Source organism: Polynucleobacter sp. JS-JIR-II-50, from assembly GCF_018687895.1.
GTDB lineage: Bacteria > Pseudomonadota > Gammaproteobacteria > Burkholderiales > Burkholderiaceae > Polynucleobacter.
Map to the genome: position 1 here is coordinate 409,490 of NZ_CP061307.1, position 25,769 is coordinate 435,258.

The 25,769-nt window shown below is 46.0% G+C and carries 26 protein-coding genes, 2 tRNA genes and 1 pseudogene; 17 read left to right on the plus strand and 12 right to left on the minus strand.

Annotated features, from left to right (window positions below; genetic code table 11):
- Positions 1-7 precede the first annotated feature (7 nt).
- From era to nagZ, 5 genes are read left to right on the plus strand one after another with little or no spacing between them, the layout of a single operon-like run.
- Positions 8-901: a GTPase Era gene (gene era / locus FD963_RS02255; RefSeq protein ID WP_216863838.1), complete on the plus strand. Its 894-nt coding sequence runs from the start codon at positions 8-10 to the stop codon at positions 899-901.
- A gap of 5 nt (positions 902-906) precedes the next feature.
- A complete protein-coding gene (gene recO / locus FD963_RS02260) occupies positions 907-1,641 on the plus strand; it encodes a DNA repair protein RecO (protein ID WP_215321597.1) in 735 nt (244 codons plus the stop codon).
- Positions 1,642-1,653: 12 nt separating this feature from the next.
- Positions 1,654-2,397, plus strand: a complete 744-nt coding sequence (gene pdxJ / locus FD963_RS02265; protein ID WP_215362762.1) for a pyridoxine 5'-phosphate synthase — start codon at positions 1,654-1,656, stop codon at positions 2,395-2,397.
- A 41-nt stretch (positions 2,398-2,438) separates the two neighbouring features.
- Positions 2,439-2,831 carry a holo-ACP synthase gene (gene acpS, locus FD963_RS02270; RefSeq protein ID WP_215362763.1) on the plus strand — a complete coding sequence of 131 codons (393 nt, stop codon included), beginning with the start codon at positions 2,439-2,441 and terminating at the stop codon, positions 2,829-2,831.
- A gap of 30 nt (positions 2,832-2,861) precedes the next feature.
- A complete protein-coding gene (gene nagZ / locus FD963_RS02275; RefSeq protein WP_215362764.1) occupies positions 2,862-3,941 on the plus strand; it encodes a beta-N-acetylhexosaminidase in 1,080 nt (359 codons plus the stop codon).
- Between the two features lie 68 nt (positions 3,942-4,009).
- On the opposite strand, the gene efp is transcribed toward nagZ, so the two are convergent.
- Together efp and earP are read right to left on the minus strand one after the other, a co-directional pair.
- A complete protein-coding gene (gene efp / locus FD963_RS02280) occupies positions 4,010-4,570 on the minus strand; it encodes an elongation factor P (protein WP_072583128.1) in 561 nt (186 codons plus the stop codon).
- 87 nt (positions 4,571-4,657) lie between these two features.
- The gene (gene earP, locus FD963_RS02285) at positions 4,658-5,728 is read right to left on the minus strand and encodes an elongation factor P maturation arginine rhamnosyltransferase EarP (RefSeq protein WP_215362765.1); all 1,071 of its coding nucleotides are present in this window, start codon (positions 5,726-5,728) and stop codon (positions 4,658-4,660) included.
- On the opposite strand from earP, the gene uvrC reads away from it, so the two are divergent.
- The 5 genes from uvrC to FD963_RS02310 all read left to right on the plus strand — a co-directional run bounded on the left by uvrC (position 5,727) and on the right by FD963_RS02310 (position 9,109).
- Positions 5,727-7,637 carry an excinuclease ABC subunit UvrC gene (gene uvrC, locus FD963_RS02290; protein ID WP_215362766.1) on the plus strand — a complete coding sequence of 637 codons (1,911 nt, stop codon included), beginning with the start codon at positions 5,727-5,729 and terminating at the stop codon, positions 7,635-7,637. The two genes, earP and uvrC, sit on opposite strands and share 2 nt — an antisense overlap.
- Positions 7,638-7,670: 33 nt before the next feature.
- The gene (gene pgsA, locus FD963_RS02295; protein ID WP_215362767.1) at positions 7,671-8,246 is read left to right on the plus strand and encodes a CDP-diacylglycerol--glycerol-3-phosphate 3-phosphatidyltransferase; all 576 of its coding nucleotides are present in this window, start codon (positions 7,671-7,673) and stop codon (positions 8,244-8,246) included.
- A 116-nt stretch (positions 8,247-8,362) separates the two neighbouring features.
- Positions 8,363-8,438 (plus strand) — tRNA-Gly (locus FD963_RS02300).
- Between the two features lie 50 nt (positions 8,439-8,488).
- Positions 8,489-8,562, plus strand: a tRNA-Cys gene (locus tag FD963_RS02305).
- 85 nt (positions 8,563-8,647) lie between these two features.
- Complete coding sequence (locus FD963_RS02310) at positions 8,648-9,109, plus strand: hypothetical protein (RefSeq protein WP_215362768.1); 462 nt, start codon at positions 8,648-8,650, stop codon at positions 9,107-9,109.
- 76 nt (positions 9,110-9,185) lie between these two features.
- On the opposite strand, the gene lexA is transcribed toward FD963_RS02310, so the two are convergent.
- Complete coding sequence (gene lexA, locus FD963_RS02315; RefSeq protein ID WP_215362769.1) at positions 9,186-9,905, minus strand: transcriptional repressor LexA; 720 nt, start codon at positions 9,903-9,905, stop codon at positions 9,186-9,188.
- A 59-nt stretch (positions 9,906-9,964) separates the two neighbouring features.
- Here lexA and FD963_RS02320 point away from each other — a divergent pair, with 59 nt between their 5' ends.
- The 6 genes from FD963_RS02320 (at position 9,965) to dnaB (ending at position 15,175) form a co-directional block, all read left to right on the plus strand.
- Positions 9,965-11,041, plus strand: a complete 1,077-nt coding sequence (locus tag FD963_RS02320; RefSeq protein WP_215362770.1) for an asparaginase — start codon at positions 9,965-9,967, stop codon at positions 11,039-11,041.
- 134 nt (positions 11,042-11,175) lie between these two features.
- Positions 11,176-11,550, plus strand: coding sequence for a 30S ribosomal protein S6 (gene rpsF, locus FD963_RS02325; protein ID WP_215362771.1), 375 nt, complete (start codon positions 11,176-11,178; stop codon positions 11,548-11,550).
- Positions 11,551-11,609: 59 nt separating this feature from the next.
- Complete coding sequence (gene priB / locus FD963_RS02330) at positions 11,610-11,903, plus strand: primosomal replication protein N (RefSeq protein WP_215321607.1); 294 nt, start codon at positions 11,610-11,612, stop codon at positions 11,901-11,903.
- Positions 11,904-11,916: 13 nt separating this feature from the next.
- Positions 11,917-12,189, plus strand: a complete 273-nt coding sequence (rpsR, locus tag FD963_RS02335) for a 30S ribosomal protein S18 (RefSeq protein WP_011902267.1) — start codon at positions 11,917-11,919, stop codon at positions 12,187-12,189.
- Positions 12,190-12,202: 13 nt separating this feature from the next.
- Positions 12,203-12,655: a 50S ribosomal protein L9 gene (rplI, locus tag FD963_RS02340; RefSeq protein WP_215362772.1), complete on the plus strand. Its 453-nt coding sequence runs from the start codon at positions 12,203-12,205 to the stop codon at positions 12,653-12,655.
- A 69-nt stretch (positions 12,656-12,724) separates the two neighbouring features.
- Positions 12,725-15,175 (plus strand): replicative DNA helicase, encoded by a 2,451-nt coding sequence (gene dnaB / locus FD963_RS02345; RefSeq protein ID WP_371818491.1) that lies wholly within the window; start codon positions 12,725-12,727, stop codon positions 15,173-15,175.
- 102 nt (positions 15,176-15,277) lie between these two features.
- Here dnaB and FD963_RS02350 read toward each other — a convergent pair whose 3' ends face one another.
- Positions 15,278-15,544 carry a hypothetical protein gene (locus FD963_RS02350; protein WP_215362773.1) on the minus strand — a complete coding sequence of 89 codons (267 nt, stop codon included), beginning with the start codon at positions 15,542-15,544 and terminating at the stop codon, positions 15,278-15,280.
- Positions 15,545-15,725: 181 nt separating this feature from the next.
- Here FD963_RS02350 and FD963_RS02355 point away from each other — a divergent pair, with 181 nt between their 5' ends.
- On the plus strand, positions 15,726-17,789 hold the full coding sequence (locus FD963_RS02355; RefSeq protein ID WP_215362774.1) for an autotransporter domain-containing protein: 2,064 nt from the start codon (positions 15,726-15,728) through the stop codon (positions 17,787-17,789).
- A 12-nt stretch (positions 17,790-17,801) separates the two neighbouring features.
- Here FD963_RS02355 and FD963_RS02360 read toward each other — a convergent pair.
- The 8 genes and pseudogenes from FD963_RS02360 to FD963_RS02395 form a co-directional block, all read right to left on the minus strand.
- Positions 17,802-18,185, minus strand: a pseudogene (locus FD963_RS02360) (C40 family peptidase); the annotation flags it as partial.
- 124 nt (positions 18,186-18,309) lie between these two features.
- Positions 18,310-19,971 (minus strand): PhoH family protein, encoded by a 1,662-nt coding sequence (locus tag FD963_RS02365; RefSeq protein ID WP_215362776.1) that lies wholly within the window; start codon positions 19,969-19,971, stop codon positions 18,310-18,312.
- Positions 19,972-20,203: 232 nt separating this feature from the next.
- Complete coding sequence (locus tag FD963_RS02370; RefSeq protein WP_215362777.1) at positions 20,204-20,671, minus strand: peroxiredoxin; 468 nt, start codon at positions 20,669-20,671, stop codon at positions 20,204-20,206.
- A gap of 32 nt (positions 20,672-20,703) precedes the next feature.
- Positions 20,704-21,621, minus strand: coding sequence for a polysaccharide deacetylase family protein (locus FD963_RS02375; RefSeq protein ID WP_215362778.1), 918 nt, complete (start codon positions 21,619-21,621; stop codon positions 20,704-20,706).
- Between the two features lie 22 nt (positions 21,622-21,643).
- Positions 21,644-22,690 (minus strand): bifunctional UDP-4-keto-pentose/UDP-xylose synthase, encoded by a 1,047-nt coding sequence (locus tag FD963_RS02380; RefSeq protein ID WP_215359419.1) that lies wholly within the window; start codon positions 22,688-22,690, stop codon positions 21,644-21,646.
- A gap of 37 nt (positions 22,691-22,727) precedes the next feature.
- Complete coding sequence (locus FD963_RS02385) at positions 22,728-23,597, minus strand: formyltransferase (protein ID WP_215362779.1); 870 nt, start codon at positions 23,595-23,597, stop codon at positions 22,728-22,730.
- The gene (locus FD963_RS02390; RefSeq protein ID WP_215362780.1) at positions 23,598-24,560 is read right to left on the minus strand and encodes a glycosyltransferase; all 963 of its coding nucleotides are present in this window, start codon (positions 24,558-24,560) and stop codon (positions 23,598-23,600) included.
- A 41-nt stretch (positions 24,561-24,601) separates the two neighbouring features.
- Positions 24,602-25,768 carry a DegT/DnrJ/EryC1/StrS aminotransferase family protein gene (locus FD963_RS02395; RefSeq protein WP_215362781.1) on the minus strand — a complete coding sequence of 389 codons (1,167 nt, stop codon included), beginning with the start codon at positions 25,766-25,768 and terminating at the stop codon, positions 24,602-24,604.
- Position 25,769 lies beyond the last annotated feature (1 nt).

The window sequence follows — 25,769 nt, forward strand, 5'->3', positions numbered from 1 at the left end:
TCCTAATATGGGTAAATCAACTCTTCTGAACGCGTTAGTTGGACAGAAGATCAGCATTACCTCTCGTAAAGCGCAAACTACGCGTCATCGTATTTTGGGTATTCAGAATCGCGAAGAAGCGCAGTTTATCTTTATCGATACCCCAGGCTTTCAGACGCGCTTAATGAATACTTTAAATAAGGCGCTGAACCGCACTGTCACCACTGCCTTGCAAGACGTGAATGTCGCTTGCTTCGTGGTTGAGGCTGGGTACTTTGGTGAAGATGACAAGAAGGTGTTGAAACTACTGCCAGATGACTTACCGGTTGTACTGGTTTTAAATAAATTAGACCTGTTTAACAGTCGCTTTCAGACTCCATCAGAGCGCGACCAAGCACTACTTAGCTTTATTAAAGACATGGCTCGCCCTTGGTGCGAACTAGGTGGCCATGAAGACCAGAAGTGCGAGTTTTCTGAGATCGTGCCGATGAGCGCCAAGAGTCCTGGTGATATTGAAAGATTGTTGGATGTTCTCGAGGGCTATCTGCCCGAGGCGGAAGCTGTTTATGATGGCGACACTATTACCGATCGCAGCGAGCGCTTTTTAGCGGCTGAGATCCTGCGTGAAAAAGTATTCCGCTTTACTGGTGAGGAACTGCCTTACACCAGCACGGTAGTGATCGATCAGTTCAAGATGGATGGCAAGATGCGTCGCATTGCCGCAACCATTTTGGTTGATCGCGATAGTCATAAGGCAATGATCATTGGTCAAAAGGGTGAGCGTCTCAAGAAGATTTCAACTGATGCCCGTATCGATATGGAAAAACTCTTTGACGGCAAAGTCTTTTTAGAGACTTGGGTTAAGGTCAAGCGTGGCTGGGCGGATGATCGAGCTGAATTGCGGGCTCAAGGTTTGGAATAAGTTTCATGGCTTCGATTCGCATTGCTGACGAGCCTGCTTTTGTACTGCACAGCATTCCCTATAAAGAGACCAGCCTAATTCTGGATGTCTTTACTCGGCAATATGGCCGTATGGCTTTGATTGCTAAGGGCGCCAAGCGTCCACACTCCACTCTAAGGCCGGTATTGCAGCGCTTTCAACCGCTACTAGTTTCTTGGAGTGGTAAATCAGAGCTCCGCACTTTAACGAAGTCGGAATGGGTGGGGGGTATGCCTTCTTTGGTTGGTGATGCTTTGCTCTGCGGCTTCTATCTCAATGAATTGCTCGTCAAGTTTTTAGCGCGTGAAGATGATTACGAAAAACTCTACGATCGCTATTCTGAGACTATTAATGCTTTATCGAATCTGGAGTTTGAGTCTAAAGGCTTAGAAGAGATTTTGCGTCCGTTTGAGTTATCGCTCTTGCAGGAGACGGGGTATGCAGCCGCCTTGGATCGCTGCGTTGAAACGAATGAGGTGCCATTAGCTCAAGAGCAGTATGTCTATCAACCAGAGCGAGGGGTACGCCCTGTTCAGGCCGATGATCCTGGACACTGGCCCGTTCTTACTGGTAAATCCCTTTTGGCGATTGCAGCGGGAGATTTCTCAGACCCTGAGACTCTTTCTGAGAGTAAGCAATTAATGCGCTTTCTTCTTGGCTTGCACTTGCAGGATCAGGTATTGACGACTCGCCAAATTTTGATTGATCTGAAGAAAATCTAGTAATCTACAGAGATGAGCAGCCATCCAAGCCTTGAACTGGGTATCAATATCGATCACGTCGCCACTTTGCGTAATGCACGAGGCACGGTCTATCCTGATCCACTGAGAGCAGCAGCCCTTGCTGAGGAGGCTGGCGCTGATTTAATTACTCTGCACTTGCGGGAAGATCGTCGTCACATTAAAGATGCGGATTTATTGGCACTGCGACCACTAATTAAAACGCGCATGAATTTAGAGTGTGCAGTAACGCCCGAAATGATTGACATCGCATGCAAGGTTAAGCCACATGATGTGTGCCTGGTTCCGGAGAAGCGTGAAGAAGTCACAACAGAAGGTGGTTTGGATGTCTTGGGGTATTTTGAGGTGGTGAAGGCCGCTACAAAAAAATTAGTTGATGCTGGTATTCGGGTATCTCTATTCATTGATCCAGAAGAAAAACAAATTCAGGCGGCTAAAGAGGTTGGTGCAACCGTGGTGGAATTGCACACCGGCCGTTACGCTGATTTATCTGGCGCTGATCAGGCTAAAGAGTTAGAGCGTATTCGTAAAGCTGCAATATTCGGAAAAAGTATCGGCCTGAGAGTCAATGCGGGTCATGGTTTGCATGAAGGTAATGTGAAACCGATTGCGGCAATTACAGAATTATCCGAGCTCAATATTGGCCATGCCATTGTTGCTGAGGCCTTATTTAAGGGTTGGCAAAAAGCAATTATCGACATGAAAGCCTTGATGGCTCAGGGCAGAGCCAGCGCTTAAGTATTAATAACAGCAAATAATAAAAAGCCATTACAGTAAATATGATCATCGGCATCGGCACAGACATTCTGCAGATTGAGCGCTTACAAGCGGCTTACGATCGCACTAATGGCCGCCTAGCTGAAAAAATTCTGGGACCAGATGAAATGTTGGTATTCAGAAACCGCCTTGCCAGAAATCATAAGCGCGGTATTGCATTCTTGGCTACGCGTTTCGCAGCCAAGGAGGCCTTCTCAAAAGCGATTGGCTTGGGAATGAGAATGCCGATGACTTGGCGTTCACTCCAAACCTTAAATGAGCCTAGCGGCAAACCAATCACTTCTTACTTAGGAGCTTTGGCGCTATTTATGAAAGAAAAAAATTGGGAAGCTCATGTTACTGTGAGCGATGAACAAGATATGGCAATTGCGCATGTCATCGTTACTCAAAAGTAAATAAAAACTACAGTTGAAATAGAGGAAGCAATGAGTAAGTTAACTATGGCACCTGGCCCAGTCACCCTGGATGTAGTTGGTCTTGAATTAAATGCAGAAGATCGCCGCCGTATCTTGCATCCCCTGACTGGTGGCGTTATTTTATTTGGCAGAAACTTTGCTAATCGTCAGCAGCTCACTAAATTAACTGCTGCCATTAAGAAGCTGCGCCCTGATGTGCTTATATCCATTGATCATGAGGGTGGTCGAGTACAGCGTGCAAGAACAGACGGCTTTACCCACTTACCAGCTATGCGTAAATTGGGTGAATTATGGAGCGCGAAAAATAAATCAACTCATGCTGCAGAATCTGCTGCAATCGCAATGGCTGCAGCAACTGCTTGTGGGTATATGCTCGCTGCTGAGTTGCGTGCTTGTGGCGTTGACTTCAGTTTTACACCAGTGCTGGATTTGGACTTTGGCCGCAGCGGTGTTATTGGTGATCGTTCTTTTAGTCGTGATCCCCAAATTGTTTTTGCATTGGCGAAAAGCTTGAATGAAGGTTTGCGTCTTGCTGGCATGGCCAACTGTGGCAAGCACTTCCCTGGACATGGCTGGGCTGAGGCTGATTCGCACGTAGCCATTCCGGTAGATGAGCGCCCTTTAAAGGAAATTTTGAATGATGATGCTAAGCCGTATGAGTGGTTGGATCTCAGCTTGGCTTCGGTTATGCCGGCGCATGTGATCTATCCAAAGGTAGATAAGAACCCAGCAGGGTTTTCAAAGATTTGGCTCCATTCCATCTTGCGTCAAGAATTAGGTTTTGAAGGCGTGATCTTCAGCGACGATTTATCCATGGAAGGTGCAAGCGTTGCAGGATCGGTAGTCAAGGGTGCAGAAATGGCCCTAGAGGCTGGTTGCGATGCAGTATTGATCTGCAACCGTCCAGATCTTGCTGATCAACTGCTCTCAAAATTAAAAGTCTCCAAGACAAAGCAATCAGAATCCGCAATACGTTTAAATCGTCTGATGCCGGTAGCGCCAGCGCCGACATGGAACGAATTGCAGAACGAGGCTCAGTACCAGCACGCCAAAGGCTTGCTGGGGCAGTTGGGACTTATTGCCGATTAAGTAGATATTGGTCTGTAGAAATAAAAAAGCCCGGCATGCCGGGCTTTTTAACATCTGTAACTAGCTAATTAGTTAGCACGGCTACGGTATTCACCGGTGCGAGTATCGATCTCGATCTTGTCACCGGTATTGCAAAACAATGGAACTTGCAATTCATAGCCAGTTGCCAATTTTGCGTTCTTCAATACTTTACCTGAGCTAGTATCACCTTTAACTGCTGGTTCTGTGTAAATGATTTCGCGAACCAATGAGTTAGGCATTGCTACTGAAAGTGCTTTACCTTCGTAGAACACTACTTCACATGGCATGCTCTCTTCGAGGTAGTTCAATGCATCACCCATGAACTCAGCTTCCACTTCATACTGGTTGTATTCAGTATCCATAAATACATACATTGGATCTGCGAAATAAGAGTAAGTACATTCTTTCTTATCGAGAATCACAACATCAAATTTGTCATCCGCTTTGTAAACGCCTTCGTTAGGTGCGCCGGTTAACAAATTCTTAAATTTCATTTTCACAACAGAGGAGTTGCGGCCAGAGCGGCTATATTCGGCCTTTAAAACGACCTGGGCATCGGTGCCGATCATCACTACGTTACCAACGCGGAGTTCTTGTGCTGTTTTCATCTTGCTATTCCTGGGGGCAGAGCTAATTTTCTGCGGTTTTTATCAAAAACAAGATTGTAACCGCCCGCAAGCCTTTATTGCTTGGGATTAGGTGACAAAGCGGATTAAACGTGCTGCCAAGCCGCCATCTGCTTGTTTTTCAAGTAAATGGGTGCGCCAATGCTCGGCATGCGCATTCCAGCTGTTTAAGTCGCCAAACCATTCGCTGGGCATTGCCCAAGTCATGGCGGCTATCGTAGCTAGCCTCAACCCTTGGTTAGCCTCTTCCAGATAGAGGTCCAGAAAAGCTGCTAATTTCACTTCATGGGCACGGTCTTCTTGAGGATAGATATGCCAAATAAATGGTTTGCCAGCAAGCTGCGCCCGAATAAAAGAATCTTCTCCCCGCACAATATTGAAGTCGCATTGCGAGAGCACCCAGTCATATTCATCCTGAGATACAAATGGCATTGAGAGCAGTTGGAGATTTTTGGGGAGAGATATCGGCTGCTCTCCATAAAGACTTAATTGTTCGGCATGGCCATGGGCAAGCAAGACATCAATATCTTCACCAAGACGCCCTAAGTCAGCTAGCCATTTTTTTAGGGGCGCACCCGGGTAGCAAAAAATACTGATTCGTTTTTTACCTGGTCGCAACTCAGACCATACAGACTTCAGATCATTAGGAATATTTTTTGCATCAAGAGGACCTTTTGCTGGAATAGGGTCCAGCAAAAGTCCGCCCACCTCATTCTGAAAGCCGGGAAAGAAGAAATACTTCGGAATTCCGTGTGACTGAGGTGACGCCTTGCCATGAAAATCAATTACCCAGGGCTCTGCGCTCAAGTATTCTAAGTTAATGATGATGGGTTTGACTGGGGCGATAAATAGGCCGGCTAAGTAACGTTCTGGCAGTTCGCAACCAAAAGCCTCAATCACAACATCGGGCATTTGTACTGGGTGACGAGCGTTAGCATGGCTAGCTTCCCATGGCTGTATATCAATTTTTTGCTTAATGGATGGCTCTACTCCTGATGCGAGTAAATTAAGGGTTGGCAGATCATCGCAAAAAATACGGACCTCTTGCCCATGAATGCTTGATAAGCTTCGGGCTAGACGCCAGCAAACACCGGCATCACCATAGTTATCGACGATTTGGCAGAAAATATCCCAACGCATGAGTAATTCGCTTTTCGAAACCCTTCAGCAGGATGTTAAACGGCTACCCGGATTGCCGGGGGTATATCGCTTTTTTGATGAAGCGGGACATATTCTGTATGTAGGCAAAGCTCGCAACCTTAAAAAGCGTGTCTCTAGTTATTTCCAGCGTACCCAGTTATCACCGCGTATTGAACTGATGGTGGGCAAAATTGCCCGCTATGAGACAACGGTAACACGGACTGAAACGGAAGCCCTCATTCTAGAGAACAATCTCATTAAAGAGTTGGCTCCGCCATTCAATATTCTCTTTCGTGATGACAAGTCTTACCCTTATGTGATGTTAACCGGGCATCAGTTCCCTAGACTAGCTTCATATCGCGGCAAGGTCGATAAACGGAATCATTACTTCGGACCATTTCCGAATAGCTGGGCAGTACGTAATAGTGTGCAGATACTTCAAAAAGTATTCCGCTTAAGAACTTGTGAGGATTCTGTATTTAAGAATCGCAGTCGTCCTTGCCTCTTGCATCAAATTCATCGCTGCAGCGCTCCTTGTGTTGGTCGCCTCAGCGCCCTGCAGTATGGGCAAGATGTTGCTCAAGCTACGCGATTTTTAGAGGGTGATCACAGCCGAGTGTTATCCGAGCTGGAAAAAGAAATGCACAGGCATAGCGAAGCAATGGAGTTTGAGATGGCTGCGGTATTGCGAGATCGCATCGCTGATTTATCTAGTGTGTTGCAGCAACAGTCGATGGATACCGTTGCCGAGGGTGAGGGTGATGTAGATGTGATCGCTGTAGCGCAAATGGAGGGTATGGTTTGTGTGAACTTAGCAATGATTCGTGGCGGCCGTCACTTGGGTGATAGAGCGTATTTCCCCAAGGGTTTACGCTCCACCTCCGGTGAGCTACCATCCGCTTCGGAGATATTGGAGGCCTTTATTACTCAGCATTATTTGGAAGAACATGCGGATGAAACTGCTGCGAATTTAATTCCACCAGTACTCGTTCTAAATCATGCTCTTCAATCGGCAAGTGATGACCTGACTCAACTCAATGAATCTCCCCCGGAAGACTTGCACGAGTTATTAAATGCACAAGCGGGTAGAAAAATTACCTTTTTGCATCAACCTCAAGGTCAAAGACGTCACTGGCTTGGGATGGCAGAGGGAAATGCGAAGATTGCACTTACTAAACGTTTAGTTGAGACGGGTGGGCAGTTGGCTAGGGCACGTGCATTGGCTGATATCTTGAGCCTCGAATTGGAGAGTCTTGAGCAGTTGCGCATTGAATGTTTTGATATTAGCCACACTTCAGGGGAAGCAACCCAAGCATCTTGTGTGGTGTATACCAAGAACGCGATGCAGTCCAGTGAATATCGACGTTTCAATATCAATGACATTACACCGGGCGATGATTACGCAGCAATGCGTCAGGTTTTACAGAGACGTTATGCCAACTTTCAAGAGTTGCCCGTTGAAAAGATTCCTCAAGTGATTTTGATTGACGGCGGCAAAGGCCAGGTAGAAATGGCAAGACAAGTTCTTGCCGAATTTGGAATGGATGTCAGTTTGATTGTGGGCGTTGCTAAGGGTGAGGGTCGTAAGGTTGGATTGGAAACCCTCATTTTTGCGGATGGACGTAAGTCTTTGGAATTAGGCATTGATAGCGCGGCATTGCTATTAGTCGCCCAGATACGAGATGAGGCGCACCGCTTTGCCATTACTGGTATGCGCGCTAAGCGTGCTAAGGCTAGGACAATCTCTCGCCTAGAGGAGATTGAGGGTATTGGTGCCAAGCGTCGTCAAAAGTTGCTAGCTCGTTTTGGTGGCCTAAAGGGCGTCTCCAATGCCAGCATCGAAGAGATTGCCAGTGTTGAAGGTGTCTCTTTAACGCTCGCAGAGCAGATATATCGTCAGCTTCACTAGGGGCATTGACCGTTCTTGGTTTATGCTTATCCAATGCCTTTTAATCTCCCGATCGCCCTAACCTGGTTGCGTGTTGCAGCGATTCCGCTATTGGTAGCTATTTTTTATCTTCCCAATTCTTGGCTTACTCCTTTTGATAAGAATCTGATTGCTGCAGTCATCTTTATCTCTGCCGCTATTACCGATTGGTTAGATGGTTTTTTGGCCCGCCGTTTAAAACAAGAATCTGCATTTGGTCAGTTTTTGGATCCTGTGGCAGACAAGCTTATTGTTGCTGCCGCATTATTGGTTTTATTGAATATGGATCGTGTACAAGTTTGGGTTGCACTCATCATCATTGGTCGTGAAATTACAATTTCCGCTCTGAGAGAGTGGATGGCTTTATTAGGGGCTGGAAAAAGCGTGGCAGTTCATATGGTTGGCAAGCTCAAAACGACTGCTCAACTGGTGGCCATTCCTTTTTTATTGCTAAATGACACCTTATTTGGTTGGCTCAATTGTGCTCAAGTAGGTACCTGGTTAATTTGGATTGCCTCATTTTTAACGCTTTGGTCGATGTTCTATTACATGAAAAAGGCCCTGCCCCAGCTCGCTGGAAAAATAGACTAAGCATTACAAAGCCCAGCCAGTTAAGCCCTCCTGGGCAAATCAATTCCCTTGCTTAAGAGGTTTTACAAGGAATAATGCTTTCTTGCAGATTGTTTGTTAAACTATCGCCCTGTTATGCGGGAATAGCTCAGCTGGTAGAGCGATACCTTGCCAAGGTATAGGTCGGGAGTTCGAACCTCCTTTCCCGCTCCAAGTTCGATGGGAAGCCCTAAAAAGCTTCCCATTTTTGATTCAAGAGTTTTGGCGCGTTGGCCGAGTGGTTAGGCAGGAGCCTGCAAAGCTTCGTACGGGGGTTCGATTCCCTCACGCGCCTCCAGTAATTTCGCTTGACGAAATAGGTGGAGCACCTAAAATACTTTCAGTATGTATAAGAAAGTCGCATCAATTCTGCAAAGCGAAAAATGATCAAACTTCACACCCTTAAACTCAGCGCTCTTACATTGTTCCTATCGGTAATGTTAGGGGCATGTGCTAGCTCTGGCGATTCGCCAACAGGCACCCCTCAGGAGGTTCAAGAAGTTCAGGCTCAGCTGTTGGGTGATATGCCTTTGCCGGCAGCCTCAAAAATTATTGGTGCGGATTCATTAATTATTGGTCGCGGTGATAGCTGGGTTGGTCGTGTAGTTTTATCTGGTGTGCAAACGCCCACTGATATTTATGCATTCTTCCAATCTGAATATCCACGTGCTGGCTGGACAACGGTGAGCGCAGTGAAAACAAAAACGAGTATCTTAGTATTTACCAAGGGTGATCGTACTGCTACAGTGGAGCTCAATGAAGGTTCATTAACTGGACCAAAGACATTGATCACGATTACTTCTTCGCCAAAGAATGCTAACGTAGTGGCGCCCAGTAAGAAGTAAATCAAAAAATACCGCTCTTCACGGCAGTAAATAAAAAGGCCTCTACTTAGAGGCCTTTTCTTATATGCAACATAGCTTACAGACCTTCAGCCCTAATTAAGCCAACCGCTTGTCCTTCTATAGCAAAGTTGGGTTGACGATCATCTACCAAAATGTTTTTGAAGTCTGGGTTCTCTGCTTGCAATTCGATGACCATGCCATTCGCAGTTTTCTTTTGTTGCCAACGCTTTACAGTCACCTCATCATCTAAGCGAGCGACAACGATGTCACCGTTACGAACTTCGGTTGTCTTTCTAACTGCCAGGTAATCGCCATCTAAGATGCCGGCATCGCGCATGCTCATACCTTTTACTTTTAATAGGTAATCAGCGCCTTTACTAAATAAATTTGGATCCACTGGAACATGCTTTTCAATATGCTCCACAGCCATGATCGGAGATCCAGCCGCAACACGCCCAATTAATGGCAATGTGAGTTGTTGCAATGCGCCTGATGGTAACGATAGTTGGCGATATTTATTGCTGTTATGGGATTGATTGAATCGTTGCGGAATACGAATGCCGCGTGAAGTACCGGGCGTTAATTCGATGTAACCTTTTTTAGCAAGCGCGCGCAAATGTTCTTCGGCGGCATTGGCAGAAGCAAATCCGAGTTGGGTAGCTATTTCTGCACGAGTGGGCGGCAGACCGCTTTCATCGATGGCCTTAGTAATCAACTCCAAAATCTCATTCTGACGTGGAGTGAGCTTGGGGAGGGCAGTCAGCTCCTCCGGAAAATCGACTGTGTTTATGTCCATACTGGGATTGTATACAGCAGTATTTGATAGATCAAGCTATTTAAGGGGGATAATGGGGTATGAGTTCTCAACAAAATACTCCTGAAACTTCACCTCATATTTTGGTTCTAGGTATGGGCGGCACGATTGCCGGTTTGGCGCCGAGCCCAACTGACAATCCTATGCAATATGAAGCTGGCCAGGTCGAAGTCGCCTCTTTGCTTACCCATATTCAGTCTGCCGTTCCTGAAGGCATTAGCTTGGTTTCAAGGCAGGTTGCCAACATAAATAGCCGCAACCTGACAGAGCCCTTATTGACCTTACTGGGTGAGGGTGTAAGAGAGGCTCTCGCTAATACCTTGGTTAAAGGGATAGTGGTCACTCACGGAACTGACACGATTGAAGAGACGGGTGTCTTTTTGCAGCTGACTTGCGGAAAATATGCTCAAAATTTAGGCAAAAGAGTCATCTTGACTGGCGCTATGTTGCCGTCCAATGCCCCTAAGGCGGATGGCCCATCCAACTTGCTGGACGCTATTCGTTGGGCTTCAACACCTATTGATAACTGCCCTGGCGGTATTTATGCCGTTATGGATGGCAGGGGTTGTTTGGCTATGGATCTGGCAAAACGCCATGGTAGCGCCCTCAATGCGCCTATCCAAGCCTCCCCTAGTAGCTCAGTTGGGTTGATTAATCCATCCTGGCTATCAGGCGTGAAGGCGGTTCAGGCCCTTTGGAATGAGGATTTGCCAATCCCTAAAGAGGGTGAATGGCCTTGGGTAGAAATATTGACGAGCCATGCAGGCGCTCGCTCAGAAACAATTACCCATTGGCTGAACTCCAAAGTAAAGGGTTTGGTCCTTGCGGGCTCTGGCATGGGAGGCTTTCATGATGCATGGAGAGATTCCCTTGGTGCGGCGGTAAAGCATGGAATTGCTTTGGTGAGAACTACCAGAACCGGTGCGGGTGAAACCCTGTCAGATTTGCCTGAAAAGGACATTGGCGGGTGTTTGGCATCAGGCAGCCTTACCGCCCCCAGAGCCAGAATTGCACTCCAGCTAGCGCTGAATGCCGAAAAACAGGCTCAAATAGCTGGTAAATCCCTGACTTGGCAGGATTTTTTTGCTAGAATAGCGGTCTTGCCTGTAATAAGGTAAGTGCTGAAAAGCAGCTTTAAAAGCGTTGTTAGCAGTACCTACAATTTGTTACTACCTTGTCACACTGGCGCTAAGTTCACAACCATCAGAACTTAGCAAGACGCCCAGGTGACTCTATCCTTAAGGAGTGTTAGATGCGTCATTATGAAATCGTCTTTATCGTCCATCCGGACCAAAGCGAGCAAGTGCCAGCGATGATCGATCGTTACAAAGCTACATTAGCAGCTGCGGGCGGCAAAATTCATCGTATGGAAGACTGGGGTCGTCGTCAGATGGCTTACATGATCGACAAGCTTGCTAAAGCCCACTACGTTTGCATGAACATTGAGTGCGACCAGAAAACTCTGGAAGAGCTCGAGCATGCGTTCAAATTTAACGATGCTGTTTTGCGTCACCTCATCATCAAGACTAAGAAAGCTGAAACAGAGCCTTCCATCATGATGAAAGAAGTGCAACGTGAAGAAGCGCGTAAATCAGCTCAATCTGACGCTCCTGTAGCGACAGCCTAAGTTAGAAATTTGAAGAGGAATACACAGACTAGAAAACGTATCAGAGAAGCGGAGCGGCGTTGAATCATTTCACCCTCACTGCGATCTTGGTATCTAAAGACGCGATTCGATTTACACCAGCAGGAATACCGGTGATGCATTGCCAGCTAGAACATAGCGGCCAAGCAAACGAGGTAGGAGTGGCAAGGAAAATTCAGATGAACGTTGAAGCCATCACAATCGGTCCGATACAAAAGGACTTAGAGCGAATGGATTTAGGAGCTGAGGCAGTGTTTGAGGGATTCTTAGCACCCAAGACTCTACGTAATCAAAGACTTGTTTTCCATATTACCCATATTCAATTGAAAAATTAAAGAGGAAATCATCATGGCGTTTGGAAAGAAACCCGATTTCAAAAAGAAACCAGCTCAGAACCCATTGTTCAAGCGTAAGCGTTATTGCCGTTTTACTGTTGCTGGCGTAGAACAGATTGATTACAAAGATGTAGATACATTGAAGGACTTCATTGGCGAAAACGCCAAGATCACTCCTGCTCGTTTGACAGGCACAAAGGCAAAGTATCAGCGTCAGTTAGACACTGCTATCAAGCGTGCTCGTTACTTGGCTTTATTGCCATTCTCCGATCAACACAAGAAATAATTAGGAGCCCTCAATGCAAATCATTCTTTTAGAAAAAGTAACTAACCTGGGCAACCTTGGCGACGTAGTTCGCGTTAAAGACGGTTTCGCTCGTAACTTTTTAATCCCACAACGCAAAGCGCGTCGTGCAACTGAAGCAGCAATTGCTGACTTTGCAGTTCGTCGTGCTGAGTTGGAAAAATTAGCTGCTGAGAAATTGGCTGCTGCTGAAGCGGTTGGCATCAAACTCAAAGACCTGGTTCTCGAAATCGGTCAAAAAGCGGGTGTTGACGGTCGTTTGTTTGGTTCTGTAACCAATCATGACATCGCTGATGCTTTGAAAGCTAAAGGCTTTGTAATTGAGAAGTCTTCAGTTCGTTTGCCTACTGGCCCATTGAAAATGGTTGGTGATCACCCTGTAGCGGTTGCTGTTCATACCGATGTAGTTGCAGACATCACTATTCGTGTAGTTGGCGAGCAAGCTTAAGTTTTAGGTCTGTAAACTAGCCTCATGGCTGAATCCCGTTCACGTTCCGTGACGCTGAATCCCGGCATGATGGGTTCTGGGGATGCAGTCGTGCAGGCTTTAAAAGTCCCGCCGCATTCTGTAGAAGCCGAGCAATCTTTGCTCGGCGGTCTACTGATCGATAACTCTTCTTGGGATAACCTGGGTGGAGTATTAAACGATAAAGATTTCTATCGCCCCGAACATGCTTTGATCTACAAAGCAATTGCTCGTTTGGTTGGCGACAATCATCCCGCTGACGTTATTACTGTTCATGATGCAATTAAATCTGAGCAGGGTGGTGACTTAGTTGGTATTGATTACCTTAATTCATTAGCGCAAAACACTCCAAGTGCAGCAAACATTAAAGGCTATGCTGATATTGTTCGTGACCGTAGTATTTTGCGTCGCTTAATTGAAGTTTCAGACAGCATTGTGAATTCTGCATTCGTTCCAGAGGGTCGAACAGTCAGAACCTTGTTGGATGAAGCGGAGTCACGCATTCTTCAGATTGGTGAAGAGGGCAGTCGCAAAGCCGACTATCTAGAGATTGAACCTTTGTTGAAGGCTGTTGTTGCCCGCATTGATGAGCTCTATAACCGCCAAGGTGGTAGTGACATCACCGGTATTGCAACTGGCTTCATAGATTTAGATAAGCAAACTAGCGGCCTGCAAAAAGGTGACTTAGTGATTGTTGCGGGTCGTCCTTCTATGGGTAAAGCTCAGCCTCTAGATGCAAAAGTGAAAACGGTTGATGGCTGGAAGTTGATGGGTGATTTGCGTTTTGGCGATCGCCTGGCTTCCGTTGATGGCCAGCATTCAATGGTTACCGGTATTTATCCGCAAGGTCTTAAGCAGATATACAAAGTTACCTTTTCCGATGGCCGTCAAGCTGAGTGCTGTGATGAGCATCTCTGGCGGGTGATGTATCGCGATTGGTCCGAGCCACGCGTTATCAATACCACCCGATTAATGGAAATGCTGCAATGTGTTCGATATAAAAATAGATTGTGGATTGATCCTGTTTCGGGTGACTTTGGCCACTCGAATGCATTGCCAATTCATCCATGGGTTTTAGGTGCGTTGCTTGGCGATGGAACTTTGGCTTTATCTCATAGGAGCATTTCATTTTCTACCAAATCTCCAGAGTTGGTAGAGCGCATGAATTTGCTTGCGAACTATGAGATGGAGTTGGTGCATGCTAATGCTTATGACTGGAGATTGGTTTCGAAAGAAAGAATTGCCGCTAATGGTCAAAGAGCAGCTGTAAAGACAAATTATTTTAGAGCTGCTTTAGGTGAATTAGGCGTACTAGGTTGCAGAAGTTTTGATAAATATATTCCTGCTACTTATCTAGAGGCGAACAAGACTTCTCGTCTCGCATTATTCCAGGGATTGATGGATACCGATGGGTGGATTGAGAAGTGGGGTTCTATTCGTTTCTGTACGGCGAGTAAGCAATTGTCTGAAGACGTTGCGGCTTTAGCCAGGTCTTTGGGTGGCTTTTGCTCAACAGCACAGAAAAAATCAAGCTATACCTACAAGGGTGAAAAGAAGCAAGGCCGCTTATCTTATGTTTTAAATATGAGTTTTGGTCCCGGTTTTCAAGCTTTTACTCTGCCCGAAAAGACTGAAAGATTAAGAGCAAGCTGGGATCGCCAACGTAGACTTTCATTTCAAAGTATTGAGCCTTCCAGGATGTCTGAGGCGCAATGTATTTCAGTTAGTCACCCCCAAAGAACTTACGTAACGAATGATTATGTCGTTACTCACAACACTGCATTTGCCTTAAATATCGCTGAGAACGTTGCGCTTGCTGAAGGCTTGCCTGTTGTGGTGTTCTCTATGGAGATGTCGGGTGAGCAATTGGCTGCCCGTTTGCTTGGATCAGTAGGGCGCGTAGACCAAGGTCGTATGCGTACTGGTAAGTTGCAAGACGATGAGTGGCCACGCGTCACAGATGCAATTGCTCGCTTAAGTAATACCCAAATTCTGATTGATGAGACTGGTTCTTTATCAAGCTTAGAGTTGCGTGCACGCGCTCGTCGTATTGCCAGAAACTTTGGCGGCACGCTCGGGTTAGTGGTGATTGATTACTTGCAGTTAATGAGTGGTTCCGGTTCTGAAAACCGCGCAACCGAGATTTCAGAAATCTCACGCTCACTCAAGTCTCTCGCAAAAGAATTGCAGTGTCCTGTAGTGGCGCTCTCTCAGTTAAATCGTGGTCTTGAGCAACGCCCTAATAAGCGTCCAATCATGTCTGACTTACGTGAGTCAGGCGCCATCGAGCAAGATGCCGACTTAATCATGTTCATCTATCGTGATGAGGTGTATCACCCGGATACCACGACCGATAAAGGTATGGCTGAGATCATCATTGGTAAGCAACGTAACGGCCCAATTGGTACTGTGCGCTTAAGTTGGCAAGGTCCATATACTAAGTTTGATAACTTAGCGATGGGTTCTGTCGGTTACTCTTCTGGTGGATATGAGCCGTTCTAATGCTGAATAAATAAAAAGAATACGGAAGAATAGACAAAGAAAAAGCCTCGCAATGCGAGGCTTTTTTACTAAAGCAGCTAAATAAAATTTAGAAGATCAAAATTATTTTCCGCCTTCACATTTTTTGATGGAAGCTGCTTTGGCAGCGCCATACAAAGGCTTACCATCTTTACTAACTGCTTTTCCTTCGCAATCAGTTGGTTTTGCATCGCCTAGACATTTTTTAATAGAGGCATCTTTAGCTGCGCCATAGAGTGGCTTGCCATCCTTGCTTATAGCCTTAGCTTCACAAGCAGCCTGATCTGCAAAGGCGTATGTCGGGAGTGCAAAACTCAATGCAATGCTTAAAGCAATAATCAACTTTTTCATATGACTTCTCCAGGTTAGGTGAATCAACTATATCTTCTTATAAGGCTTAAAACTAATATTTTTAATCATGCGAGATATGCATTAGCTCTAGGGTTAATGGATATTAACTATTAGGGTAATTATGATTAACAATATATTTAATATGGTCAAGTCACTAATCCTCTTCATAGTTGAGTTCAATATGATGTTTCATCAGTCTGTATGTCAGTGCATTATTCGCATTTTCTTAGCTGGATTTACTTTGTGCGCTTCTACAGTAGTTTTTGCTGCTGGTAGTTGTGATAACTACACTCCCGATACAAGTGGAACAACGGTTACCTGTATTCCATCTGGCTCAACTTCTGCTGGTGTAATTTCCACGCAAGGTAGCTCTAGTGCAGGCAATAGCGTAACGGTGAATGTAAATTCTGGAACTGTGCTTTTAATTAATGGCTCCACAATTGGTTTAGGTAGTGGCGCTAATGTTACAAACAATGGTAATTTAAACACCAGCGCTTTTTATAACGGCTATGGCATATCTTCTGGGGCAAATAGTCGATCTCAAGCAGGCGGTAGCACCATTGCAAATACTCCAGTTACTAGTGTTTCTGGTACTGGCTCTATTACTACCGGCGGTGGAAATGCTGCTGGTATTTACGTTAGCGCTACGAATGCAAGCTCTAGTGCAAACACAATTACAAATGCTGGGTCGATAACCACATCCGGTGCTAATGCCGCTGGTGTGCGCCTTAATTCTGGCTCAAGATCTGGAGTAAATGCGATTTCAAACTCAGGAGTAATTTCTACATCTGGCTCATCAGCAAATGGCATCGATATTTTGGGGTCAGCTCAGGTAACTGTTGAGAATACGGGCACTATTACAGCTAGCGGTTCAAACTCATTTGGCGTATATAACCTTGGCAATCTCACAACCTTAAATAACTCTCAAGGGGGATCATTACCCTTAACTTATTCAGGTATTTTGCCAGTCAACTATAACGTGATAGTTACGGACTTGACTCATTACGGTAAGTTAGATGTCACTAGAGGTACTGTAACTGGAGTAATGAATTTTAATATTAATAATGGTTCATCGCTGGCATACAACACTACATACTCAACAGTTCTCAATGGATTGAAGATTAATAATCTTGGAAATTCATATGGAACATTTAATTCAGGCGGAAATAATTATGTATGGGCATTAGTCCACCGCATAGGTGGGTCTGCTATGCAATCTGATTTAGTCATTCAGTCCATTCCTCAATCTGCAGCGCCACCGGTTCTCGATACTCTGAAGACCGAATTAATTGCTCAATCCTATCTGCTAAACCCTATAGATCCTGATACTCAGGCTTCACTTACTTCGCTAGGGAACACCTTACAAGGCTTATTTGCTATGCAGAATGCTGGTGTAGTGAATGGCATGACCTATGACTGCTCTCTATTTGGCGCAAACAATGTTTGCGTATCTGCTGGTGGTCGCTTTACAAATGTTAGCGGCTATCCAGATAACACTACTAGCGCTTTGATTATTGGCGCATATCGTTTTTCTCCAAATTTACGATTTGGTGGATACCTGGATCAGCATCTTGTGCAAAGCACTCCTGGCGGAATTGCGCAGCTTAATAACGGCAGTCCTATGGTGGGTATCTTTGGCGCCTGGTCTCAAAATTTGGATGGAACAGGTGTGGAAGCCAAAATATCTGCTGGCTACGCAAACAAGGGCGCAACTTTAACGAGACCAGTGGTAGGTGCCTCTGAAGCTGGCTCTGGTTCAACTAATTTGACCACTCAAGGCGTTCAAGGCTTGCTTAAATACGGCTTTGCGGTTGGGAATAAATCTCTTGTCTCGCCTTATGCTGGTATGCGTTATGTAGTGGGTGGCATGGGTGGCTATAGTGAGGCTCAATCGAGCAGTGTCTCCAGCCCTTTAACTTATAACGCCATTGCTAATTACACAACAACTGTACTTGCAGGATTCATTGGAAGCCATAAGTTGAATGAGAAAACAACATTAGTAGCTAGCGTTGGTGCAGAAAAAGATGTAAATGCAAATGTAGGCAATTTAATCTCAACCGGTAATGGCGATTACAACATCGCTATGAATAATAACTACCGTACTTTAAGACCAACGGCTACCCTTGGCGCTTTTTATGATTTGAGTAATAGAGAGAGATTGGGTCTAACAGGTATTTATCGTCAAGAGGCTTATCAAGCCATCACATCCACTACAGTCCTAGCTACCTATACAGTCGGCCTTTAATGCTATTTACTGAGGGGTGAAACGCCGCGCCTCAGTAAACTTCGCTGCCCAATAGGGTGATGTGATGTAATCCAGGCGTACTGTTCCTCCGGCACTAGGGGCATGTACAAATCTGCCTTGCCCAACATAGATGCCCGCATGGGAATATTTTTCACCAGTGGTGTTGAAGAACACTAAGTCTCCTGGAGCTGGTGACTGACCTTCAATACTTACACCCTTAGTGCTCATTAATTGAATCGTACGCGGCATTTTGATTCCTGCCGCTTTGTTGTAGACATAAACAATGAGGCCGCTGCAATCAAAACCACCTTTGGGGGTATTGCCACCATATCGATAAGGAACATCGACTAGACCTACCGCTGCAATAGAAATATCCTCTGTGCCAACGCTGGTGTCTTGTTTGAATTGAGAAACTTTTGTAGTGTTTGGCTTACCGCTAAATGTGCTGCATCCACTTAGGATGAGTAAGCTACAAATAAAAATGCCGCACCCCAGGAGAGTGCGGCATGAGAGACTTTGCTTAGAGTGCGTCAGCAGCATGATCCGCAAGACGTGAGCGCTCACCGCGCGCCAATGTCACATGACCACCATGACGCCAGCCTTTGAAGCGATCCACCACATAAGTCAAACCAGAAGAACCTTCTGTTAAGTAAGGGGTATCAATCTGGGCGATATTACCTAAGCAAATAATTTTGGTTCCAGGGCCTGCACGGGTTACCAAAGTCTTCATTTGTTTAGGGGTTAAGTTTTGCGCCTCATCAATGATGACGAATTTACTCACAAAAGTTCTGCCGCGCATAAAGTTCATGCTTTTTACTTTAATACGCGAACGAATTAATTCTTGAGTTGCAGCGCGACCCCATTCACCAGTACCACCATCTTCGTTGCGCTGTAATACCTCGAGATTGTCGTCAAATGCACCCATCCAAGGCTGCATTTTCTCTTCTTCGGTGCCTGGCAGGAAGCCAATATCTTCGCCCACAGGCACCGTGGCACGAGTAATGATGATTTCGTTATAGCGTTTGCTGTCGAGGACCTGTTCGAGGCCGGCGGCCAGTGCTAACAGGGTTTTACCGGTTCCCGCTTGACCCAATAAGGTCACAAAATCCACATCCGGATTCATGAGTAGATTCATGGCAAAGTTCTGTTCGCGATTACGCGCAGTCACACTCCAAACATTATTTTTCTGATGAGAGAAGTCTCTGAGTGTTTGTAAGAGAGCGGTCTTGCCATTAATTTCTCTAACCTGTGCGTAGAAAGGTGTAGAGCCATCTGGATTTTCTTGATAAACAAACTGATTGACCAGCATGCTTTGTACGGATGGCCCAGTTACTCTATAGAACATGGTGCCAGATTTTGAGTCAGCCCAACTTTCCATATCCTTGCCATGCTTAGGCCAAAAGTCTGCATTCAGCTGCATGACTCCGGCATACATCAAGTCGCGATCTTCTAAAACTTGGTCATTGAAATAATCTTCAGCCGGCAAGCCAAGTGCGCGTGCCTTGATACGCATATTGATGTCTTTGGATACCAATACTACTTCTTGACCCTTACGAGTTTTTTGCAACTCACTGACTACTGCCAAAATCAGGTTGTCGCCCTTGCCTTCGGGCAAGCCTTCTGGCAATGCTTGAGTAGAGAATTTGGTTTGGAAGAAGAGGCGGCCAGTCACATCCTGGTTACCTAGCTTATTTAGAGGGATGCCTTCATCCAGAGTGCCGCTGGTGCCGGCAATCAGCTGGTCTAAGGATCTGCTGACAGTACGAGCATTACGAGCTACCTCTGTCATGCCTTTCTTGTGGTTATCCAACTCTTCTAGAGTCGTCATCGGCAGATAGAGATCGTGCTCGGAGAAACGGAACAAAGAGCTTGGGTCATGCATCAATACGTTGGTATCGAGAACAAATAAGCTTGGCGGCCCAGTACGAATTACACGTTTAGGTTTTGCGGGTGTAGGCGCCTTGCTTTCGTTTCGTGCATTGGAGGTGGGGCGATGATCCGCCTTAATCTTCTCGAGAGCTACTTCTGCAGCGGATAAATCTTCCTCTGCGTCGTTGGTCCAGTCAACGGCTTCCACTACCACCGGTTTTGCTTGAGCAGGGCGTTTCTTTAAGTCGGGAGTATCTTTGCGACTGAGTTTGACTTGATCAGCAATTTGAGTGGGGATTGGGGGCAGTGGCATGGACTCTCCTAAAAGAAAAAACCGCCAAGCGGATTGCATTGACGGTTTATTGCGAAACTAGTTGTGGTGAGGACTGAAAAACGGAGGGGGTTGCTCCCCGTACCTGATCTGAGATATTCAGGTTTCTGATTCAAACGGATTGTCAGACTTTCCCGTCGTTTACGGTGCATATGAATCACTTTACCCCAAATTTTGGGGTTTGCAAGCACCTCAGATCAAATTATTGTAAAAATTATTTAGTGGCTTGAGCAGCTTGTAACACTTCCGTCACATGACCTGGAACCTTCAGGCCGCGCCACTCTTTTGCTAGCTTGCCAGAGGAGTCAAATAGGAAGGTGCTGCGCTCGACGCCACGGACTTGCTTGCCATACATATTCTTCATCTTCATGACGCCAAAGATCTGACAAAGCGTTTCTTCGGTATCGGCAACCAGCTCAAAAGGGAGTTCTAGTTTGCTGCGGAAATTGTCATGTGACTTGAGGCTATCTCGGGAGACCCCGACCACCAGAGTATTGGCTTTTGTAAATGCTTCAATGTTGTCTCTAAACTCTCCAGACTCAGCAGTGCAGCCTGGCGTCATATCTTTAGGGTAGAAGTAGAGAACCAGCTTTTTACCTTTTGCGGACGCAGGTGAAAACATTAATCCAGAAGTTGCTGGAATCGCGCACTGTGGCATAGGTTGACCGATGGCTACTGTCATGATGATCCTTTGTTGGTTGTTGTCTCTAAGTTCTAGTTATTTTGAATGATTAAGTCGCCACTGCGATTGGGTATTTCTCCCCAGGCCAGCGGTAGTACGGCTATTTTATCGAGTTGCTTTGTGGCTTCCCAAGATTTATGAAGCTCGCCCATGGTGACTAGGTCGTGGCCTTGATTTAGCCATCCAGCCAGTAGCTGCTCAAAGGCAGGCAATAGCTTTTGCCCCTCTAGTTCAGCATGGAGCGTGAAGACTTGGTCATTTGGATTGCTTTGGGTGATTTCTAATAACTTTTTGACTGCGCCAAATTCATCTGCGCCATCGATCCCAATGAGTTCATCAAAGGTAGGGAGTGTGGTTGGGTACTGAACATGCTTCGCTTTTCCTGAAGGCAGTGCAAGACGATAAGGCATGAGATTGGGTTCGGCCCTACCATCAGAAGAGTAGGTAATTCCCCATTGATCGAGTTGCTCAAAGGCTGCTTCGTTCATTTGCCATCCGGCTGCTCCATAAGTGACTGGGGCATGGCCAAAGATTTCTACAAAGCGATCCCAGCTTTTTTGCATCATCGCTTTTGTCCAGGATGCATCTTGATTGCGAACGGCATCTTGCCAGGCTACGTGATCCCAAGTATGAATACCTGTCTCATGACCTGCTTTATCAATTGCGCGCATTTCTGCCGCAGCTTTTTTACCGATGTCTGGTCCAGGAAGGAGAACGCCGTATAGCAAAGTCTTAATACCGTAGTGCTCCACAACAGAGGTGCGACTGACTTTCTTCAGAAAGCCAGGGCGGAAGACGCGTTTTAAGGCCCAGCCGGTATGGTCAGGCCCAAGACTAAATAGAAAGGTGGCTTTAAGGCCAAAACGCTCCAAAGTGCGGGCTAGATTGGGTACGCCCTCTTTAGTTCCACGTAAGGTATCAACATCAACCTTGAGAGCAATCTTAGCCATGTACCTTTGAATTTGCTTTCGCTTATTCTTTATCTACTAAAGTGCGCGCTTTTTCTACATCTTCACGATAGGCTTCAAAAATATTCTTGAGCGCATCTGACATCGTAGTGGTTGGCTTCCAACCCAGTTCGCTCATCGTATTGTCAATTGCTGGAACACGATTTTGAACGTCTTGATAGCCTTCACCGTAGTAAGCGCCCGAAGTAGTTTCTACAATCTTCACTTCATTGGCATTCTTTGCATACTCCGGAATACTGCGCGCGATTTCTAGCATCTGATTGGCTAGCTCACGGATAGAGTGATTGTTCTTTGGATTGCCGATGTTGTAGATCTTGCCGTTAGCAACACCATCTTTGTTATCGATGATGCGCATCAAAGCATCGATACCATCGTCAATATAAGTAAAGGCACGTTTCTGGGCGCCGCCGTCAACCACGTTGATAGATTCACCGCGAACGATATGACCTAAGAACTGAGTCACAACGCGGGATGAGCCTTCTTTTGGTGTGTAGATACTATCTAAACCAGGGCCAATCCAGTTAAATGGGCGGAAGAGAGTAAAGCGTAAGCCTTCCATGCCATAGCCCCAGATCACACGGTCCATCAACTGTTTCGAGCAAGCATAGATCCAGCGTGGCTTGTTAATTGGGCCATAAACCATATTCGATTTAGCAGGATCAAATTCACCATCCTCACACATTCCATACACTTCAGAAGTTGATGGGAATACCAAATGCTTTTTGTACTTAACAGCAGAGCGCACGATTGGGAGATTGGCTTCGAAGTCGAGCTCAAATACTTTGAGTGGTTGCTGAACATACGTAGCTGGCGTTGCGATCGCTACTAAAGGCAAGATGACATCGCATTTGCGAATGTGATATTCAACCCACTCTTTATTGATCGTGATGTCGCCTTCAAAGAAGTGCATGCGTGGATGGTTAACCAAATCACCAAGACGATCGTTTTGCATATCCATGCCATAGACATCCCAATCGGTTGTCTCGAGAATGCGCTTGGAAAGGTGGTGACCAATAAAACCATTAACACCAAGAATGAGTACTTTTTTCATCTCTACTGCCTCGTTTTAATCTAATTTATGTCGCTACTTATTTGCTTGCTGGAAACCATTCCAATACTTCAACTGCTTGATGGTCGCCACAAATGCCGAATACCCGATTATCAACCACTTGGATGCCGCAAACCTCAAGATTGAGCTTGGCCGGAAATGGCCCGTTTAGGCTGGTGCGGGCCACAATCATGGTTTTGCCATCATGGTCACTAAAGGCGCCCGGATAAGGGGGTGCAACCGCCCTAACCAGGTCGTGGACCTGTTTGGCGGTCTGATTCCAATGAATTTGCCCATCCGCAGGCTTACGACCGCCAAAATAACTGCCTTTTTGGAGCTCGTTCGCCTTGCGGGGAATAATTCCTTTTAGAAGGCTAGGCAAGGCCTGATCGATCACACTCACGGCAGCCTGACTGACCTTACCAAATACTTCAGTGGCGGTCTCATCTGGGTCGATGCTGACGGCTGCTTGCCCAACAATATCTCCCGCATCCGGTTTTGCTTCCATGACGTGTAAAGTTGCGCCGGTCTGCGTTTCGCCATGCAGAATGGCCCAATTAACTGGCGCACGTCCGCGGTATTTTGGTAGTAGTGAGCCATGCATATTGAGTGCGGCAATTTTGGCGCAAGCCAAAATCTGCTCCGGAATCATGAAGCGATAGTAGAAAGAAAAAATATAGTCAGGAGCTAAAGCTTGCAGCTTAGGAATTAACTCTACTAATTCATTAGCGTTCGGAGTGACGTAAGAAATATTTTTTTCTTGACAGATTTTTGCAACACTCCCAAACCATACGTTCTCATTGGGGTCATCTTGATGGGTTACTACTAGATCGACTTTTATGCCCGCATTGAGAAGTGCTTTGAGGCAGTTGACGCCAACATCGTGATAAGCAAAGACGACCGCGTGCAATTATTTTTTCTCTAAAACGGTTTGCACTACATAACGAGGGCGCTTGCGGATTTGCTGATAGATGCGACCAATATATTCACCTAAAAGACCGAGCCCAAAGAGCATTACACCAATCAGGAAGAAGGTTAGGGCGAATAGGGTAAATACACCCTCAACCTCAGCACCCAGAAGGAATCGACGCACTAGCAGGTAGACGAACAAGCTACCAGCAGCAAGGGATAGCAGCATGCCAAGTATTGAGAAGATCTGCAACGGCATGACGGAGAAACCAGTGACTAAGTCAAAGTTCAAGCGAATCAATTGGTACAAGCTGTATTTGGATTCACCAGCAAAACGCTCTTCGTGTTTGACGGTAATTTCTACTGGGTTTGCAGAAAAAGTATATGCCAGTGCCGGGATAAATGTATTGCTCTCATCGCATTGACGTACTAAGTCAACAATGCGACGGCTATATCCACGCAACATACAACCTTGATCAGTCATCGTGATGCGGGTAATGTTTTCGCGCAAGCGATTCATAGCACGTGAAGCAAATTTTCTGAAGAAACTATCGCGGCGATCGGCGCGAATAGTGCCTACGTAATCATGACCTTTTAATAGCTGCTCAGTTAAAGCATCAATTTCTTCGGGAGGATTTTGTAGATCTGCATCCAAAGTAATGATGTGCTCGCCTTTGGCGTATTCAAAGCCAGCCATGATGGCCATATGTTGGCCAAAGTTGCTGTGAAATAAAACGGCACGGGTTACATCAGGACGTAACTCGACTTGCTTGGAAAGAATGCCAGCAGAACGATCTTTGCTACCGTCGTTAACAAATACGATCTCGTAGGTGATCTTGCGTTTGGTAGCCAGAGTATCTAATGCTGGATAAAGGCGATCGAATAGAGCCTGGAGACCATCTTCCTCGTTGTAAACGGGAATAACAATGCTGAGTGTTGGGTTGGCAACTAAATTTGCAGTCATGCTGCAATTTTGCCTGATTCTTTGGGTTTAACCCAGGAACGCTAGTTTTTGCGGTATTTCTGCAAAATTCCGACCAATCCGCTGGCTATGCGGCCAATATCCTCATCGGTCATTGCAGGAAATAAGGGGAGGGTGAGAATGGATCGACCAATGCGTTCGGCGATTGGTGTGTCGGATATTTTGTAGCCTTGGTTTTTGTAAAGTGTGAACCCGGTAATTGTGGGGTAATGAACGCCAGTGCCAATACCAAGATCTTTTAGCTCCATCATCACTTGGGCCCGATCCGTATTGATCTGCTCGAGTGGCAAAACAACTTGAAACATATGCCAGTTGCTATCAGTGAAATTTTCTACTGGGAGTTCTAATTTCAAATCTTCCAATCCAGCAGATTTTAATTTGGCACGCAGCACAGCAAAGTATTGGTGCGCGAGTTCAGCACGACGTGCTTGATAAGAGGGAAGTTGCTTGAGCTGTTCAAGACCAATGGCTGCATTCACATCAGTCAAGTTATCTTTGCCACCCAATACGTCTACGTCCATGCCATCCATGCCTTGACGAGTTAATCCTTGGAGGCGGAATTTTTCAGCGAGCTTTGCTTCATCGAGGTTATTGAGAACAAGGCAGCCACCCTCAACAGTAGTGAGGCTCTTGTTGGCCTGGAAGCTAAAGCTCACCAGGTCACCAAAGCTGCCAATCTTCTTGCCTTGCCACTGTGAGCCAAAGGCCTGAGCTGCATCCTCAATCACGCGAAGCTTGTGTTGTTCGGCTAGTACGTAGAGCTGATTCATGTCAACGGGAAGACCGGCCAAATAGACGGGCATGATCGCGCGTGTCTTAGGTGTGATTGCGGCAGCAACTTTATTTAGATCAATATTGCGTGTAATGGGATCAATATCTACAAAGACTGGTTTGGCGCCAACACCCAAAATCACATTAGAAGTCGCTACCCAAGAAATTGGAGTGGTAATGACTTCATCGCCATCGCCAATACCGGCAACCTGCAAGGCAATTTTCATGGTTGCGGTGCCATTGGCAAAACAGCGTACCGGACGACCGCCAAAGTATTTACTTAAAGCAGCTTCAAACTCGGCCAACTTCGGTCCGGATGTCACCCATCCTGAACGCAATACTTCTGAAACAGCATCGATGGTTTCTTGATTGAAGCTAGGGCGCGTAAAAGGAATGAATGGAGAATTGGTGTCTGACATG

Excerpts from the sequence above, each read along its gene's own strand:
- era (WP_216863838.1), top strand. The coding sequence starts at position 8 with ATGGGTAAATCAACTCTTCTGAACGCGTTAGTTGGACAGAAGATCAGC.
- recO (WP_215321597.1), top strand. The coding sequence starts at position 907 with ATGGCTTCGATTCGCATTGCTGACGAGCCTGCTTTTGTACTGCACAGC.
- pdxJ (WP_215362762.1), top strand. The coding sequence starts at position 1,654 with ATGAGCAGCCATCCAAGCCTTGAACTGGGTATCAATATCGATCACGTC.
- acpS (WP_215362763.1), top strand. The coding sequence starts at position 2,439 with ATGATCATCGGCATCGGCACAGACATTCTGCAGATTGAGCGCTTACAA.
- nagZ (WP_215362764.1), top strand. The coding sequence starts at position 2,862 with ATGAGTAAGTTAACTATGGCACCTGGCCCAGTCACCCTGGATGTAGTT.
- efp (WP_072583128.1), bottom strand. The coding sequence starts at position 4,570 with ATGAAAACAGCACAAGAACTCCGCGTTGGTAACGTAGTGATGATCGGC.
- uvrC (WP_215362766.1), top strand. The coding sequence starts at position 5,727 with ATGAGTAATTCGCTTTTCGAAACCCTTCAGCAGGATGTTAAACGGCTA.
- earP (WP_215362765.1), bottom strand. The coding sequence starts at position 5,728 with ATGCGTTGGGATATTTTCTGCCAAATCGTCGATAACTATGGTGATGCC.
- pgsA (WP_215362767.1), top strand. The coding sequence starts at position 7,671 with ATGCCTTTTAATCTCCCGATCGCCCTAACCTGGTTGCGTGTTGCAGCG.
- FD963_RS02310 (WP_215362768.1), top strand. The coding sequence starts at position 8,648 with ATGATCAAACTTCACACCCTTAAACTCAGCGCTCTTACATTGTTCCTA.
- lexA (WP_215362769.1), bottom strand. The coding sequence starts at position 9,905 with ATGGACATAAACACAGTCGATTTTCCGGAGGAGCTGACTGCCCTCCCC.
- FD963_RS02320 (WP_215362770.1), top strand. The coding sequence starts at position 9,965 with ATGAGTTCTCAACAAAATACTCCTGAAACTTCACCTCATATTTTGGTT.
- rpsF (WP_215362771.1), top strand. The coding sequence starts at position 11,176 with ATGCGTCATTATGAAATCGTCTTTATCGTCCATCCGGACCAAAGCGAG.
- rpsR (WP_011902267.1), top strand. The coding sequence starts at position 11,917 with ATGGCGTTTGGAAAGAAACCCGATTTCAAAAAGAAACCAGCTCAGAAC.
- rplI (WP_215362772.1), top strand. The coding sequence starts at position 12,203 with ATGCAAATCATTCTTTTAGAAAAAGTAACTAACCTGGGCAACCTTGGC.
- dnaB (WP_371818491.1), top strand. The coding sequence starts at position 12,725 with ATGGGTTCTGGGGATGCAGTCGTGCAGGCTTTAAAAGTCCCGCCGCAT.
- FD963_RS02350 (WP_215362773.1), bottom strand. The coding sequence starts at position 15,544 with ATGAAAAAGTTGATTATTGCTTTAAGCATTGCATTGAGTTTTGCACTC.
- FD963_RS02355 (WP_215362774.1), top strand. The coding sequence starts at position 15,726 with ATGATGTTTCATCAGTCTGTATGTCAGTGCATTATTCGCATTTTCTTA.
- FD963_RS02365 (WP_215362776.1), bottom strand. The coding sequence starts at position 19,971 with ATGCCACTGCCCCCAATCCCCACTCAAATTGCTGATCAAGTCAAACTC.
- FD963_RS02370 (WP_215362777.1), bottom strand. The coding sequence starts at position 20,671 with ATGACAGTAGCCATCGGTCAACCTATGCCACAGTGCGCGATTCCAGCA.
- FD963_RS02375 (WP_215362778.1), bottom strand. The coding sequence starts at position 21,621 with ATGGCTAAGATTGCTCTCAAGGTTGATGTTGATACCTTACGTGGAACT.
- FD963_RS02380 (WP_215359419.1), bottom strand. The coding sequence starts at position 22,690 with ATGAAAAAAGTACTCATTCTTGGTGTTAATGGTTTTATTGGTCACCAC.
- FD963_RS02390 (WP_215362780.1), bottom strand. The coding sequence starts at position 24,560 with ATGACTGCAAATTTAGTTGCCAACCCAACACTCAGCATTGTTATTCCC.
- FD963_RS02395 (WP_215362781.1), bottom strand. The coding sequence starts at position 25,768 with ATGTCAGACACCAATTCTCCATTCATTCCTTTTACGCGCCCTAGCTTC.